The following is a 15,577-nucleotide window of genomic DNA, read 5'->3' as shown; positions in this document are numbered from 1 at the left end:
CTCGGCGGGAGCACTAGAATCTGAGACGTGTATTGCCCTTTCTGCCACCACGAACAATCACGGGTCATCGATTCCCGCGTCGTCGACGCAGGAGCGTCCATTAGGCGCCGTAGGGAATGCCCTTCATGTCAGGGTCGCTTTACGACGGTGGAGAAAGCCATCTTGCTGGTAGTAAAGCGCAACGGAATTACAGAGCCATTCAGCCGTGAGAAGCTCATTCGCGGCGTGCGCCGGGCGTGCCAAGGGCGAGAAGTGGGAGATGACTCTCTGAAAAAGCTCGCGCAGCAAGTAGAGGAGAAAGTGCGCGGCAAGGGCAGCTCCCAAATCAACGCCAACGATATTGGTCTGGCAATCCTGGAGCCTTTGCGAGAGCTCGACGAGGTCGCCTACCTGCGTTTCGCCTCGGTGTATAAGTCCTTCGAAAACGCGGCCGACTTCGAATCCGAGATCCGCCTCATGCGCCGCCGGGACCGCGAGGACTAGTTCTGCCTATAGCTTGTCTATCGCCTTGCGGATTCGGCGGGCAGAAACTGCGTGTGCAGTCCCTAGTCGCTGGGCAAAGAGGCTAACCCGGAACTCCTCAATCGCCCACAGAATGTCGCGCACAGCAGGGGACTTTTCCGTTCCCGCCTTGGCCGTTCGCAGGCGCGCCCGCAAGTAGGCCTTGACCTCGTCGACCTCGCTCTGGCGATCCGCGTCCTTATCCGGATCCAAGCCCATGCCATCCAGGCGAATCGTCATGGCTTGCAGATAGCGGGGGAGGTGCTTGAGGTGCGTCATCCCGTGGGTGGTGAGGGCGTTCTTGGGGAGCATGAAGTTCAACTGGGCTTGCATGTCCTCAATTGCCGGCCCGGTCCACTTTTCCAACTCCGCTTTGACGCGACCGTACTCGACGAGTGCGGGGGCCAGAGCGACCACAGACTGGCGAACCAAGGTGGGCACCTCTGGGGCAACCTTATCCTTCAGGGCCTCAAAGTCCTTCGGGTCGCGTACCGGCCCGCCTGCCTTAACCATGGCGTCGCGCACAGCGGCGACGCGGGCATCGGAGACCAACCCATCAGCCCCGCCGTGCGGATAATTATCGATAGCGACCTTTTGCTGCAGCGGCAGGCCCTTGACCATCTGCTTGGCGTTGACCGAAATGTTTCGCAAGAGCATGGTGAGCGTGGCAGTGCGCATGGAGGCGTCCGCTGCGGCCCTGGTGGGAAATACCTTGACCTCTACACCCTGCTCCGAGATGGACAGGGCAGGAAACGCATCGACGGTATGACCATCGATCGTGGTCTTTACCGTTTCGGGCACAGTGCCGAGGGTGTCCGGGGTCCAGGATTTAGCCACCGCAGATTCACTCTTGCGGCTGGCCTTGCTCACAGATGTCGTGATGTGGCCAGCCTGGCGCTCACGTAGCGCGGCGAGGTCCTTGTCCGCGTCCACGATCTTGCCGCGCTTGTCCACAGCGGCAAACGTCATCCGTAGGTGTGCTGGCAGGCTTTCGGGCTGGAAGTCAGTGGAGTTAATACCGGAGCCACCGAGCTCGCGCAGCACGTCGGCAAGCTGTTCCACCAACGGCGACTCATAGGCCACCAGCTGGGGAGTAGCCCGGGCAGCAAAGTTGGGTGCTGGTACGACGGAACGTCGCAAAGCCTTCGGCAACGTGCGAATCAGCTCAGTGACGAGCTCCTCGCGTACGCCGGGAACGAGCCAATCAAAACCGGCCGAGTCGATGCCCGCCAGGAGCGGCAGCGGGATGTGGACGGTGACGCCATCGCGTGGGTGGCCGGGCTCGAAGCGGTAGCTCAGTTCGAGAGTGAGCGATCCGTGCTGCCAGGTCTCCGGGAAGTCCTTTTCGGTGACGTGGGAGGCGTCATCGGCGAAAAGCTTCTCGGGATCAAAGTCGAGCAGCTGCGGGTTACGGCGCTGTTCCTTCTTCCACCAGGAGTCGAAGTTTTTGCCGGTGGTGACGTTTTGGGGGATTCGAGCGTCGTAGAAGTCGAACAGTACGTCGTCATCAACCACGATTCCGCGGCGACGAGCCTTTTCCTCCACCGACATGGCGGTTTCGAGTGCTTCTGCGTTGTGCTTTAGGAACGGGTGATGGCTCTGCCAATCACGTTCGACCAGCGCGTGGCGGATAAACATGTCCCGGGAGGCCTCGGCATCCACGCGGTGGTACGGGACGAAACGATCGGCAACGATGGTCACGCCGTAGAGGGTGGCCTTCTCGTGCGCCATGGCGGCACCCCGCTTTGCCGACCACGTCGGCTCGCTGTACGTGCGCTTGATCAGATCCTTGGCTACGCGCTCGACCCAGGAAGGTTGGATCGCGGCGACGTCGCGAGCCCACAGGCGAGAGGTCTCCACTAGCTCGGCTGCCATGATGAACTCCGGCGGCTTCTTAGACAGCGCAGAACCAGGGAAGATGAGGAACTTGGTGCCGCGAGCACCTCGGAACTCCTTGGAATCCCCGTCGCGCGCTCCGATGTTGGATAGCAGGCCGGTCAGCAGAGACTGGTGGATCCCGTCCAGGTCGCGGGGGCCGGCAACCTGGTCGCGTTCCGACCAGCCCAGTCGTTTAGTCACCCCGCGCAGCTGACGGACCAAGTCGTACCACTCACGGATGCGCATGTAGTGGAGATACTCGTTGGTCATGCGCTTGCGGAATTGGTTGCCGGAGAGATCATCGCGGGTGTCGTTGATGTAGTCCCACAGCTTGAGCATGGCGGCAAAGTCGCTGCTCTTGTCCTTGAAGCGCGCGTGCGCCTGATCCGCCTGGGCCTGCTTTTCCAGGGGGCGTTCGCGCACATCCTGGATGGTCATGGCGGCCACCAGGACGGTGACGTCATCGAGCGTGCCCAGTCGGTTAGCTTCCACGAGCATGCGTGCCATGCGGGGATCGACCGGGATCGCGGCCAGGTCCTTGCCCACAGGTGTCAGTGCATTGTCGGCTACCGCTCCGAGCTCGTGCAGCAGAGTGACGCCGTCGCGGATGGCCTTGGGTTCTGGTGCCTGCACGAACGGGAACTCGGAGATTTCGCCCAAACGCAGCGACATCATCTGCAGGATCACGCTGGCAAGGTTGGTGCGCAGAATCTCGGGGTCGGTGAACTCCGGGCGCGATTCAAAGTCCTGCTCGGAGTAGAGGCGAATGGCCACACCGTCGGCCACACGGCCACAACGACCGGAGCGCTGATTAGCGCTGGCCTGGGAGATCGGCTCGATGGGTAGGCGCTGCACTTTAGTGCGCGTGGAATAGCGCGAAACACGCGCGGTGCCGGTGTCCACCACGTAGTGGATACCCGGAACGGTGAGCGAGGTCTCGGCGATGTTGGTAGCCAAAACGATGCGCCGTCCCGAGTGGGGCGAGAAGACGCGATGCTGTTCCTGGTTGGACAAGCGCCCGAACAGGGGAGTGACCTCTACGCCGCGATACTTGCGCGCCTCGATGGCCTCCATGGCATCGCGAATATCGCGCTCACCTGCGAAGAAGCACAGAATGTCCCCAGGGCCTTCCGCCATAAGTTCCTCGATGGCGTCGCACAGAGCGTCCAGCGGATCACGATCAATGTCTGGCTCTCGGTACCGGATCTCCACGGGGTAGGTGCGGCCGGAGACCTCGATGATCGGGGCGGGGTTGCCCTCAGCATCATTGAAGTGCTGGGCAAATCGCTCGGGATCGATCGTCGCCGAGGTGATGATCACCTTCAGATCCGGTCGGCGGGGGAGCAGTCGCTTGAGGTAACCGAGCAAGAAGTCGATGTTGAGGCTGCGCTCGTGGGCCTCATCGATAATGATCGTGTCGTAGGCGTTCAAAAAGCGGTCCCGCTGCATTTCAGCGAGCAAAATGCCGTCGGTCATCAGCTTCACGGCGGTGGTGGCAGACACCCGGTCGTCGAAGCGGATGGCATAACCCACCGATTCGCCCAAGTCCTGTCCGAGCTCTTCGGCGATGCGCTCGGCTACGGTTCGCGCGGCAAGACGACGTGGCTGTGTATGACCGATGAGTCCACGACGCCCGCGGCCGAGCTCCAGGCAGATCTTGGGAATCTGGGTCGTCTTACCGGAGCCCGTCTCACCTGCAATGACGACTACCTGGTTGTTGGCAATCGCCTCCGCGATGTCGTCATGACGCCCCGACACAGGCAGTTGTTCCGGGAAGGTGATCTCGCCAATCCCAGCCTCAATCGCGGCGACTGACTTCTGAGCCTCTGCTATGTCTGCAGAGATCGCAGCCAGCGCCTTCGGGGAACGAGCCTTCTTAAGGCGACGACGGAAAGCGCGCTCACTGGCGATTGATACCCCCTCGAGTGCGGGGAACAGCTCGTCACGAGAGGCCGGGGAAGCAGGTGGTGGCGTAGTCATAATCGTTAGACGATGCTACTACCTCCCCGGGTTACTCCTGACCTACGGAACGCTCGTAGGCCTCGACAAAGCACTGACCCAGTTGTGCGTATTCCTCCGCGCGTGACGACGATCCTCGAAACACCACTCCCATTGTGCGGCCGGCATCAACTTCTGGGGCGAAATGGGCCACAGCCATGCCCGGACGGCCCTGCTCCTGAGCGAGGGCAGACGCGGGGACCAGGGTGGCACCCAAACCCCCGATGACCAGCTGCAGGGTCGTGGTCAGCGAGGTCGCACTGGTCGCCGAACTCAGCGAGGTCATCGGGTTGACATCGGCTCTGCGGCACAGATCAAGGACTTGGTCGCGCAGGCAGTGGCCATCGTCGAGAAGCAACAATTCCACATCGTTGAGATCCGCCACCTGCAGGTCATTGCGGCCAGCCAATGCATGGCCCGTTGGGAGGACGACGGAAAAGGGCTCGCGGTACAGCGGAAGCTCGATCACACCGGTGGCCTCGGTCGGTAGAGCGAGGAAGGCGGCATCGATCTGACCATCGCGTAACCTATGCAACAGGCTGGCGGTTTGTTCCTCGACGATGCGGGGTTCGACGTTGGGGAAGCGTTCGCCCAGAATTCTTAAGAGCTCCGTCAGGATGTACGGCGCTGCGGTGGGGATGATGCCGATCGAGACTGGCCCAGAGAGCGTGCCGGAGGCGCCGCGGGAATGAGCCAGAAAGGCATCGGCTGCCTCCAGCGTTGCCTTGGCGTAGGGGAGGAGGCGCTCACCCGGGGTCGTCACAATGACCCGGCGCGTAGAACGCTCGATGAGCTGCAGATCCAAGCCCTGCTCCAGTGCAGAGAGCGCTTGTGAGAGGGAGGGCTGGGAAATGCCGAGCTGAGCAGCGGCTGAACCGAAATGCTTCTGCTCAGCAATGGTGACAAACGTGCGCAACTGCGCAAGCGTTGGTCGGTACTCCTTACTACTCATGTCTTTCAACTGTAGACAAGCTGGCAGTCTCTGGAGGGGTTAAAGATTCATCTCTATCAAACTGTTACTGCTCGGATAGGGTTAATTCGCTGAGACGTACCTCACCGGCCTCGTCCGAAGCATCCAGGTCGACCACGCCTTCAAAGGCAAAGGAATTATCCCCTTCGGGGTCCTTGATGATCTGGCGCACCGTCCACAACCGCCCATTGTCAGTGACGTGGAAGTACTCGCTACCACGTGCTGCCTGGGTTATATCCACGTCGTCATACTCGTCGAAGTAGTCGTCCAGAGCAGACGGGAAATCGGGGGCGTCGTCGAGATAGTCGGTCATGGCAGCCAATTCCTCCTCGCGCTCGAGGGCGAAAAGATCCACGAGGCGGAAGAAGTAATTGCGCACCATGACGGTAAAGGCGCGACGGTTGGCGGTCAGGGCAGTGGGGTCCTCGACTCCGAAGGCCAGCTCGCGTTCAACCACCTCGGCAGATACCGGGGTGTCTTCATCACCCATGCGCGCCCATTCGTCGACAAGCGAGGAATCCACCTGTCGCACCAGCTCTCCGAGCCACTCGATGATGTCTGCCAGGCGCTCTGTGACGTACTCCTCCGGGACAGTGTGCTTGAGGGTGCGCCAGGCGTCGGTGAGGTAGCGCAGAACGACGCCCTCCGAGCGCGCCAGCTGGTAGGTGGAAACAAGGTCCGAGAACGTCATGGCCTTCTCGATCATTTCGCGCACAATCGACTTGGGCTCGAGCTCGAATTCCTTGACCCACGGTTGGGTCTCGGCAAAGGTGTCATAGGCCTGGTCGAGAAGCTCTGCCAGAGGCTGGGGGTAAGTGACCTCCTCGATGAGCGCCATGCGCTCGGTGTACTCCACCCCCTCGGCCTTCAGGTGCGCGATCTCGTCCCCGCGGGCCTGCTTTTCCTGAGCTTTGAGGATCTGGCGGGGACTATCCAGGATGGACTCAAAGACGCTGATGAGATCGAGCTCGTAGGTATCTGACTCGGGATCGAGCAGATCGAGCGCGGCCAGGGCGAAGGGGCTCAGCGGCTGGTTCAGCGCAAAGTCCCGGGGCAACTCACGGGTGAGGTGATACGTGCGTCCGTAGCGGTCCGGTTCCTCGCGCCGGGTGGCCAATCCAGCATCCAGGAGGCCGCGCATGAGGGCAACCATGGTGAGGATGTCCTGATTCTGCTTCGGGCGTGGATCATGATTGGTGCGCAGCAGGTGCTTGGCGTGCTCATAGGCATTTCCGTGGCGCTCGAGCAGGTTAATCAGCATCGAGTTGGATACCTTGAACTGGCTGGACAGCTGCTCTGGCTCGGCCTCAGTAAGGCGATCGAATGTGCGCTGGGACCAGGTAACCTCGCCCTCGCGGGCGGAGCGCTTGCGGATCTTCTTCAGCTTCTTCGGATCCGACCCGGCGCGTTCGCGGGCTTTCGCGTTTTCGATCTCATGCTCCGGTGCCTGGATGATCACGGTGCCCTCCGTGTCATACCCCGCGCGACCGGCTCGTCCGGCGATCTGGTGGAACTCTCGGGACTTCAGCGTGCGTTGACGGGTGCCGTCGAACTTGGCCAATCCGGTCATGAGCACGGTGCGGATAGGCACGTTGATGCCCACCCCGAGCGTATCCGTGCCGCAGATAACTTTGAGCAGGCCGGTTTGAGCGAGGCGCTCAACCAGACGGCGGTACTTGGGAAGCATGCCCGCGTGATGGACGCCGATGCCCTTGCGCAGCAGTGAGGACAGGGTCTTGCCATAGGTGGAGGTGAAGCGGAAACCGGCCAGTTCCTTTGCTATGGCCTCCTTCTCCTCCGCGGAGATCAACTTCAGGCTGGTCAGGGCCTGGGCGCGTTCGGTGGCTTCGCGCTGGGAAAAGTGGACAACGTAGATCGGCGCCTTGCCCTCGGCCATGAGGTTGTCGATCGTCTCATGCACCGGGGTGTACACATAGTGGAAGTCCAGTGGAACCGGGCGTGTACTGCCTGTGACCTCGGTGGTCTTGCGTCCGGTGCGTTCGGTGAGGTCCTTCTTCAGGGCAGTGGTGTCGCCCAGGGTTGCGGACATCAACACAAACTGAGTCTGCGGGAGCTCTAGCAAGGGGACTTGCCAGGCCCAGCCGCGCTCAGGGTCGGAGTAGTAGTGGAACTCGTCCATCACCACTTGGTCGATGGGGGCTTCCGCACCCTGGCGCAGAGCCATGTTGGCTACGATCTCGGCTGTGGCCGCGATGATCGGAGCGTTGTAGTTGACGGTCGCATCGCCGGTCATCATGCCCACGTTTTCGGGGCCAAAGATGTCGCACAGGGCGAAGAACTTCTCGCTCACCAAGGCCTTGATGGGAGCGGTGTAGAAGCTGCGCTTGCCACGCGCTAGGGAGAAGAAGTGGGAGGCATTGGCCACCATCGACTTACCCGAGCCCGTCGGAGTGGCCAGGATGACGTTATCCCCGGCGAGGACTGCCAGAGATGCCTCTTCCTGCGCGGGGTAGAGGCTAATTCCGCGCGAGGCTACCCACGACGTGAACGTGTCAAAGGTGACATCGTCCAGGTGGGCTTCCGGGACGTCAGCTAGGTCAGTAATGCACTCAGCGAGATTCACCCTGTCCACCGTAGCGTCCCTCGTCATCATCGGACTCCTCGGATGGCTCGGAGGTCTCCTCTGAGTTGTTCTCGACGTCAGGCGTGGTGGCATCCGGAGACTCATGAGGAGAGGCAGAGCCTAGCGCAGGGAAGGGATTGCCCGCTGCGTCGTCCTCACCCTCATGCTCGACGGAGGCGAGGAAGCGCTCGAACTCGGCACCGATTTCTTCGCCACTGGGCAGGGAACGCTCACCCGGCATGGCAACGTTCGGGTGCTCTGCCCGGTAACGTTCCATCTCTTCGTCGTACTGCTGCTCGAGCTGGGAAACAACTTGGGCAACCTCATCGTTCGACTCCAGATACTCTCCCAGCTGCTGAGCGGAGCGCTCCGCATCCGCCTCCAAGCTACGCAGCGGAAAGGACAGTCCGGTGGCGTCCTGCACCGACTGGAGCAGGCGTAACGACGCCGCCGGGTACGGTCCAGCAGCAATGTAATGCGGCACGTGCGCCGTAAAACCAGCAACATTGCGCCCCCGCTTGTGCAGCTCACGCTCGATCATCAACGAAGCCGATCCCGGAATGGTCAGCGTGGACTCGAGGCGGAACATGTCGCCCACTAGCTCCTGGTTGTTGCCGTGAGCGGAGACCACCAACGGGCGCGTGTGCGGAACGGTCATCGGCGCGCCATATAGGCAGATGGTGTTCTGGACGTCGTGCTTGTCCGCGATGTCTGCCACCGCCTTGGTAAAGGCCTCCCAGCGCAGGTCTGGCTCGGGGCCGGACAGCAACAGGAACGGGGTTCCCAGGTTGTCGCGCACCACGTCGATCGACAACGTCAGGTCCTCGGCGCTGGCGATGTGGTCATCGGTCAACGTGACCGCAGGGCGGCGCGAGCGGTAATCGACCAGCTCATCGTTGTTAAATGAGACCAGCGGGCGATGATCTAGGGCAGCCTTGAGGTGCGATGCGGACTGCTCGATGGACTGCCCAGCGTCGGCATATCCATTAAGCGCGATGATCATGTTCGGTCCCTCGGAGGAATCGTGAGCCATCGAGGGAGCTGGGTACTCCAGCTCGTACATGTTGGACTTCTCGACCATCAGCGTTCGGCCTCCTTACCTCAACGGTGCAAAACATTGCGCACTGTGCGCCCCGTTTAAAGCACTCAACGATACCAAGACCGGAATCATTCCCGCCGCTTACTCGGCCAGGTCGTCTCCTGTGGATAACTTCAGTGTCGCAGACAATTCCACAATCGCTTCCTGCGTGCGAACCCCGCTGCCGGCCAAGCTAACGGGCATGAGCCACTTCTACCGCCGCCCATACGCCTCCCGCCCGGTCCTGCCTATGACATCACCCGGACAACTCATCGCCGCCTTGCCAGCGCTCTTGGGGTTCTACCCCCATGAATCCCTGGTGTTGGTGACCTTTCACCATGAAACGAGCGACCGCTATTGCCTGGGTCCCATTGTGCGCATCGATACCGAGGATGTTCTCTTCCTCGAACCAGAAGATCTTCCCCTATGCGATCACGACCTGCTCCTCGCTTTCCTGATCAGCGAAGGGGGACCCGAGCTGGTCCGCACCGGTGTCTCCGACACTGACATTGACCGTGACGATCTTGATCGCCTTATCCACTTCGTCGACGACGTCGCGGAGATGTATCGCTCCGACTTGGTGGGATTCTGGGCTACGGAGGAAGTCATAAGCGGTGAACCTGTTGTAGCCGTCCACCTTGGTCCCGACTTCGATCTCACCCAATGGCAACACGACCACGTCTCCACCGTGACCGAATCCCCGGCCATGGACCCTTGGATCGCCACCGGGCAATTGCCGGAAGTAGACCGCGACGCAGCCCTATCCGCAGTCATCGACCCCAACCCATATCTGAGCGACCAGGCGCGAAGAAATGTGCTTGACGACGCCCAATCAACCGCGAAGGAAGCAGAAAACCAAGGCAACCTTGCTGCCCTGGTTACCGCCTTAAGCCATGTCGCTCTTCCAGGAAAAACCGTGGAGGATCATCTGCAGACCCCCGATGCGCTCACCGCATGCCTGGCTGCCCTGCAGATCACCGTCTGCAGAGACTCATGCGTGGCCGATATCTTGTTGCACCCCACCGCCTACGCGAGCCTGCTCCTCGCCGGTGCCCGTACCGCGCAGGACTCGGTACGGGCAGACGCACTAGCTCTCTACGCCATTGCCCGCATTGCCCAAGGGTTTCCCATGGCGGCAAGCCCGGCAATCATGGCAGCTCTGAAAGAAACACCGGGGCACACCTTGAGCCAGCTCATACTGCAGGCCAGCACCCTTGGAGCGTATGACCCCATGCTGCGCGGCTTTGACATGGGCTCTCGCGAGGCGCGCGCCCGCCTAGGGATTCAGGCTGACGACAGCCTCAGCGCCTAGCTAGTTATCCAGCTGAGAAGTGAAGGCCCATGCGTCCTCCACAATGGTGCGCAGATCTGTGCGGGAAGGCTTCCAACCCAGCTCGTTCATCGCCTTGTCCGAGGAAGCAATAAGGGTCGCGGGGTCTCCGGCGCGCCGGGGTGCGACCTCGGCCGGAATCGGATGCCCGGTTACCTCACGGCACATCTCAATAACCTGAGACACCGAGTAGCCGTCTCCCGAGCCAAGGTTGAAGATGCGGTGAACCGACGGCTTGTTGGTCTCACACGCCAGGACGTGAGCGTCGGCAAGATCACGGACGTGAATGTAGTCGCGCACGGCGGTTCCATCTGGGGTCGGCCAGTCATCGCCGAAGATCTTGATGTCCTCGCGCTTGCCGGTAGCCACCTGGAGGATCAACGGGATCAAATGGGTCTCGATCTTCCGGTTCTCACCCACCGAACCGTAAGCACCCGCCACGTTGAAGTACCGCAAGCTGGTGGCTGCGAGGCCATGTGCCTGGCAGTAAGAGGTGATCGCGTAATCGATGGACAGCTTGGTGGCACCGTACGTGTTAGTCGGCGCAGTGGGGAAGTCCTCCGTGATCGGGGTCGTAGCCGGCTCACCATAGGTTGCGGCGGTGGAGGAAAAGACCAGATTCTTCACACCATGAATGCGCATCGCTTCGAGCAGCGCGAGAGACTGGCCGAGGTTGTCACGCCAGTATTCCTCCGGCACTTCCATGGACTCGCCAACGAGGGAGCGGGCAGCGAAGTGAAATACCGCATCCACATCGCCTTGCGCCAAGACCTGGCCAATGACGTCTGCAACCGAGCCCTCGACCAGCTGGGCTTGGGCAGGAACCGCATCTCGATTACCGGTAGTGAAGTTGTCGATGACAACGACGTCGTGCCCCTGCTCTACAAGAACGGTTGCGCATACACTGCCTACATATCCGGCGCCGCCGGTAACAACGATCTTCATACGCCCCAGATTAGGACAGCTCTACCCGGATTGCGTGGGCGATGTCTGCAGGAACCTCGATTTCTTCCTTACCAGGAGCTAGCAGAGTGATGCCATCGGGCCCGATGGTGGCAGTAACGGTCGCGCCGGGAACAATTCCTGCCGAATCCAAAGCAGTGAACTGACGGTGGTCCATCTGCACGACCTCGTTAATCTGCAGGATCCGCATCTCGATGTCGTTGCCGGTGCCAACGTTGGACAAACGCACGCCGGCGTGGTCTACGGCAGACACCGAAGTTCCGAGCTGGTCCAGTCCCGGGATCGGGTTGCCAAAGGGGGAGCGGCTGGGATCCTTGAGCACCGCGACGACGCGGCGTTCCACCTCTTCGCTCATGACGTGCTCCCAGCGACACGCTTCTTCGTGGACCTTGTCGATGTCCAGTCCGAGAATGTCGGTGAGCAGTCGCTCGGCAAGGCGGTGCTTGCGCATCACGTTGGTGGCTAGTTGGCGGCCCTCCGGCGTGAGCACGAGGCTGCGATCGGACTGGACATTAACGAGTCCGTCGCGCTCCATACGAGCAACCGTTTGAGAAACCGTAGGACCAGACTGCTCAAGGCGTTCCGCGATGCGGGCACGCAAAGGAGTAACGCCTTCCTCTTCGAGCTCATAGATGGTGCGCAGGTACATCTCGGTGGTATCGACGAGATCTTTCATGCTGGTGCGACGGCCCTTTCTAGAAGCTCGTCGGCAGCTGCGAGGCGCGCGAGCTGCCGAGTATGGCGGACGGGAATGCTAGTAAGGCAAAGCTTACTACCGCGCGGCGCAGGGGGTGAGCACTAGAGGGAGTAATCGCGAAGGCGCCCGGCGCGTTCACCAGCCCGCAGCTTGGCCATGACTTCGCGCTCAATCTGGCGCACGCGCTCGCGTGAGAGACCAAAGCGGCGACCGATTTGGTCCAGGGTGCGCGGGACGCCGTCGTCAAGCCCGTAGCGCAGGCGGATGACGTCCTGTTCGCGCTGCTCCAGGGAGCCGATAACACTGCGGATATCCTCGTGACGCATGGTGGCCACCACGGCAGACTCCGCGTCAGTGGCTTCGGCGTCCTCGATGAAGTCGCCGAGTGGCGCCTCCTCGTCGGCGCCGACCGGCATGTCCAAGCTCACCGGGTCGCGGGATTGGCGCAGGAGCATCTCGATCTTGGACTCCTCGATACCCGACTCGTCCGCGAGTTCCTCGTTGGTGGCCTCGCGCCCCAGCGACTGATACATCTCACGCTTGATGCGCGAGAGCTTGTTCACCTGCTCTACGAGGTGAACAGGGAGGCGGATGGTGCGCGACTGGTCTGCCATGCCGCGGGTGATGGCTTGGCGGATCCACCAGGTGGCGTAGGTGGAGAACTTGAAGCCCTTGGAGTAGTCGAACTTCTCCATTGCGCGGATGAGACCGAGGTTGCCCTCCTGGATAAGGTCCAGCAGCGGCATCCCGCGACCGGTGTAGCGCTTGGCCAGGGAGACAACGAGGCGCAGGTTGGCCTCGAGTAGATGAGAGCGGGCCTTGCGTCCGTCGCGCGCGATGATCTTGTAGTCGCGCTTGTTGGCGCGGGTGAGTTTGACGTTGGGGTCGTCAAGCAGGTGCTGCGCGTACAGGCCGACCTCGATCCGTTGCGCGAGTTCGACCTCTTCCTCGGCATTGAGGAGAGCCGTCTTGCCAATTCCGTTGAGGTAGACGCGAACGAGATCCGCGGCGGGGTTGTCATTCGTTTGATTACGGCGACTACCCGGGTCGACCTCCTGGCCGTCTTCGTCCAGATGGTCGGTGGCAAGTTCGGTCATGGTGCCTCCTCGGTTGTGCGCGTCGTAAACTCCCAACGTAATCAAGCCAGATTTAGTTCCTGCCGGCAGCCCACTTAGTCGAAAATGCCGAGAAAGCTCTGGCAATGCACCCCATTACGGGGGTAGAGTTGGCCTATTGGCCCCGCGTATCCACAAGAACAGTAAACGGGCCGTCGTTAACGGAACTGACTTTCATGTGCGCGCCGAAGCGGCCCTCTTCAACGGTCAGACCGCGTGCGCGCAGGTGGGAAACAACCTCGGCGATAAGTGGCTCCGCCGCCTCTCCCGGGGCGGCATCTGACCAGGAGGGTCGTCTACCTTTGGCGGTTCGCCCCTGCAACGTGAATTGGCTCACCGCCAGCACAGGAGCGTCAGCGTCTGCGCAGGAAACTTCACCGTCCAAGATCCGCAGTTCCGCGATCTTCCGCTCCATGACAGCGACGTCAGAAGAATCATCGTCCCGGGCGACGCCGATTAGCGCCAGCACCCCATCGTCGATAGAGCCGACCACTTCGCCTTCGACGGTCACCTCTGCGTGGGCTACTCGGGTCAATACAGCCTTCATCTACTCGTTCTCCTCACATAGTTGGGTCGGAATGACTAGACCGTGACGTATCAGATCGACGATGGCCACCACGGCGTCATCCAGCAAGGCGTCGCCATCAAGGTCGTGGGACAGTGCGTATAGCTCCACAATGTCCACCAAGCTCAGGCCCTGAGGGTGCAATCCAGCCACGATTGCTGCCAAGGCTTCGTCTACTTCGTGGCTAAACCGAGGACCGTCGGTGCGCGTCAGTCGCAGAGCGGCGGGTGCAAAGCCGACCCCGGCATCCTCATTCGCAACGCTGACCTCCTCCCGGGCGAGACCGGGGCGAACCGCAAATTGGGACTGCGCGATGTCTACGGCGCTACGGGTGCGCAACCACTCGGCACGCGCAAAGTATTCGGCCACCTCAGGGCCAAGGTCAGCAGACAATCCCTGTGTCAGTTCCTCGGCCGTGATCTCGCTGGGGGCATCGCCAATGTTCTGGATGGCCACGAACCCCACGCCGATGGCGGTGACCTCATGCTCAGCGAAGTAGTCGAGCCAACGCGTCATCTTTTCCTGGCCAGCAGCCGACCGCGGGTCGAGGGACTCATCACGTAGCCAGGTACTCACGTATGTCTCCGGGTCCACCACATCGCGCTGGAGCACCCACGCACAAACTCCGCGTTCTGGCAGCCAGGAGGCAACGCGCTGCTGCCAGGACTGACCCTCGTGGTGTACCCATGCAGCGACGAGGTGCGCGCTGCCGTTCTCTGTCAGATATCCCGGTGCTTGAGAGACCATCAGCTGGCTCGCGCCATCGAGTCCCAGCCCGGAATCACGGTAGACCAGCTCCACGGAGTCCGGACCCACCACGAAGGGCGGGTTGGACACGATTCGGTCGAAGCGCTGCCCGGCCACGGGGTCAAACCAGGAGCCGGCGCGAACGTCGATGTCGATGTCGTTGGCGTGTGCGTTGGCCCGGGCAAAGTCCAGGGCGCGCGGGTGAATGTCTGTCGCAGTGACGGAATCGGAGGTCTGTGCCAGGGCCAGCGACAGCACGCCGGAGCCACATCCCAAGTCCAGGGTGGAGTTCACCTGCCCAGGTGGAACAGACTGCAGCAGGGTCAAGCTGGCCGCGCCCACCCCAAGCACGTGGTCTGAACCGGGCACGTGCTCGGTCATGGACGCATCGGCATCGGAAAGGATCCACAGGTCGGTTCCCGCCAGGTGGTAGGGGCGGACGTCGATAAGCGAACGCACCCCACCGTCAACCGCCTGCGTCTCCACGCCTGCCAGCTGGGCCGGGTCGACGGGGTCACGGAGGATGAATGCGCGGATGAGATCGTCGATCACGGATGTTCCAAGAACGCGACGAACAGCTGCCGGCTCGCCCCGATAGAGGGCCGCGGTGGCTGCCGGGCCGAGGTGCTCATGTAAGCCATCGACGGTCAGGCCGGCGTCGCGGAAGCGCTGGACAATCTGGCGGGCTGAACTCTTCAGGTCAGTCATGGCTGTTCGGGTTCCTCGTGATCGATGGTCAGGGGCTTCGGGGCGGTTGCATTCAGGGCGGCGGCGCGCTCGGCCTCGAGCTGCATTTTCCGAGCTAGGGCAGGCTTGTACACGTTGCGCTGCTGCTTGGTTCTCTTCTGTCCCTTCTCATTGGCCAGCACGACCGCGATGCCGGGCAGTGGCACTGAAATGATCAAAAAGAGCATGGTGAGCCACCAGTTGTGCCACACCAGAAGCGACACGAAGGTCAGGATGAGAAACGGAATGCGCGCGAGCTGGATGGAGGCGTAAATGACCTCTCGCCGGCGTCGATTCTGATAGGGCGTGCGACGGGCACTGGTGATCAACTCGGGCTTGAGCAGCCACCGGCGCCACGACCGCAGCCGCCGTCTGTCCTGCTGATGCCCACTCATGGGGTCTAAGCGTAACCCCACCGCCCGCAA

General features: G+C 61.6%; 12 protein-coding genes. 2 read left to right on the top strand and 10 right to left on the bottom strand.

Features of this window, described 5'->3' with window-relative positions; all coding sequences use genetic code 11:
• Window positions 1–27 precede the first annotated feature (27 nt).
• On the top strand, window positions 28–483 hold the full coding sequence (gene nrdR / locus FHE74_RS02330) for a transcriptional regulator NrdR (protein ID WP_139464824.1): 456 nt from the start codon (window positions 28–30) through the stop codon (window positions 481–483).
• Window positions 484–489: 6 nt separating this feature from the next.
• Here the strand turns inward: nrdR and hrpA are convergent, their stop codons facing one another.
• The 4 genes from hrpA to FHE74_RS02310 form a co-directional block, all read right to left on the bottom strand.
• Window positions 490–4,359, bottom strand: a complete 3,870-nt coding sequence (gene hrpA / locus FHE74_RS02325; RefSeq protein WP_139464822.1) for an ATP-dependent RNA helicase HrpA — start codon at window positions 4,357–4,359, stop codon at window positions 490–492.
• Window positions 4,360–4,390: 31 nt separating this feature from the next.
• Complete coding sequence (locus tag FHE74_RS02320) at window positions 4,391–5,329, bottom strand: hydrogen peroxide-inducible genes activator (protein ID WP_139464821.1); 939 nt, start codon at window positions 5,327–5,329, stop codon at window positions 4,391–4,393.
• A gap of 64 nt (window positions 5,330–5,393) precedes the next feature.
• On the bottom strand, window positions 5,394–7,958 hold the full coding sequence (locus tag FHE74_RS02315) for a DEAD/DEAH box helicase (RefSeq protein ID WP_425456315.1): 2,565 nt from the start codon (window positions 7,956–7,958) through the stop codon (window positions 5,394–5,396).
• Entirely contained in the window at window positions 7,918–9,012 is a 1,095-nt protein-coding gene (locus FHE74_RS02310; protein ID WP_139464817.1) for a PAC2 family protein, read from the bottom strand. The genes FHE74_RS02315 and FHE74_RS02310 overlap by 41 nt, the downstream gene beginning before the upstream one ends.
• Window positions 9,013–9,133: 121 nt before the next feature.
• Here FHE74_RS02310 and FHE74_RS02305 point away from each other — a divergent pair, with 121 nt between their 5' ends.
• Window positions 9,134–10,321, top strand: a complete 1,188-nt coding sequence (locus FHE74_RS02305) for a DUF4192 domain-containing protein (RefSeq protein WP_180339657.1) — start codon at window positions 9,134–9,136, stop codon at window positions 10,319–10,321.
• Here FHE74_RS02305 and galE read toward each other — a convergent pair whose 3' ends face one another.
• From galE to FHE74_RS02275, 6 genes are all read right to left on the bottom strand, one after another.
• Window positions 10,322–11,284, bottom strand: coding sequence for a UDP-glucose 4-epimerase GalE (gene galE / locus FHE74_RS02300; RefSeq protein WP_139464814.1), 963 nt, complete (start codon window positions 11,282–11,284; stop codon window positions 10,322–10,324).
• A 10-nt stretch (window positions 11,285–11,294) separates the two neighbouring features.
• Window positions 11,295–11,978 (bottom strand): iron-dependent transcriptional repressor DtxR, encoded by a 684-nt coding sequence (locus tag FHE74_RS02295; protein ID WP_139464813.1) that lies wholly within the window; start codon window positions 11,976–11,978, stop codon window positions 11,295–11,297.
• A gap of 122 nt (window positions 11,979–12,100) precedes the next feature.
• Window positions 12,101–13,096 (bottom strand): sigma-70 family RNA polymerase sigma factor, encoded by a 996-nt coding sequence (locus tag FHE74_RS02290; RefSeq protein ID WP_139464812.1) that lies wholly within the window; start codon window positions 13,094–13,096, stop codon window positions 12,101–12,103.
• 133 nt (window positions 13,097–13,229) lie between these two features.
• A complete protein-coding gene (gene dtd, locus FHE74_RS02285; RefSeq protein ID WP_139464811.1) occupies window positions 13,230–13,661 on the bottom strand; it encodes a D-aminoacyl-tRNA deacylase in 432 nt (143 codons plus the stop codon).
• Window positions 13,662–15,134, bottom strand: coding sequence for a DUF7782 domain-containing protein (locus FHE74_RS02280; RefSeq protein WP_139464810.1), 1,473 nt, complete (start codon window positions 15,132–15,134; stop codon window positions 13,662–13,664). It lies immediately after the preceding gene.
• Window positions 15,131–15,547, bottom strand: coding sequence for a DUF3099 domain-containing protein (locus tag FHE74_RS02275; RefSeq protein ID WP_139464809.1), 417 nt, complete (start codon window positions 15,545–15,547; stop codon window positions 15,131–15,133). The genes FHE74_RS02280 and FHE74_RS02275 overlap by 4 nt, the downstream gene beginning before the upstream one ends.
• Window positions 15,548–15,577: the final 30 nt, after the last annotated feature.

The organism is Corynebacterium tapiri (assembly GCF_006334925.1).
GTDB classification, from domain to species: Bacteria; Actinomycetota; Actinomycetes; order Mycobacteriales; family Mycobacteriaceae; genus Corynebacterium; species Corynebacterium tapiri.
Note: the sequence above shows the minus strand (reverse complement) of the source record. Positions and strands in the feature narration are given on the sequence as shown.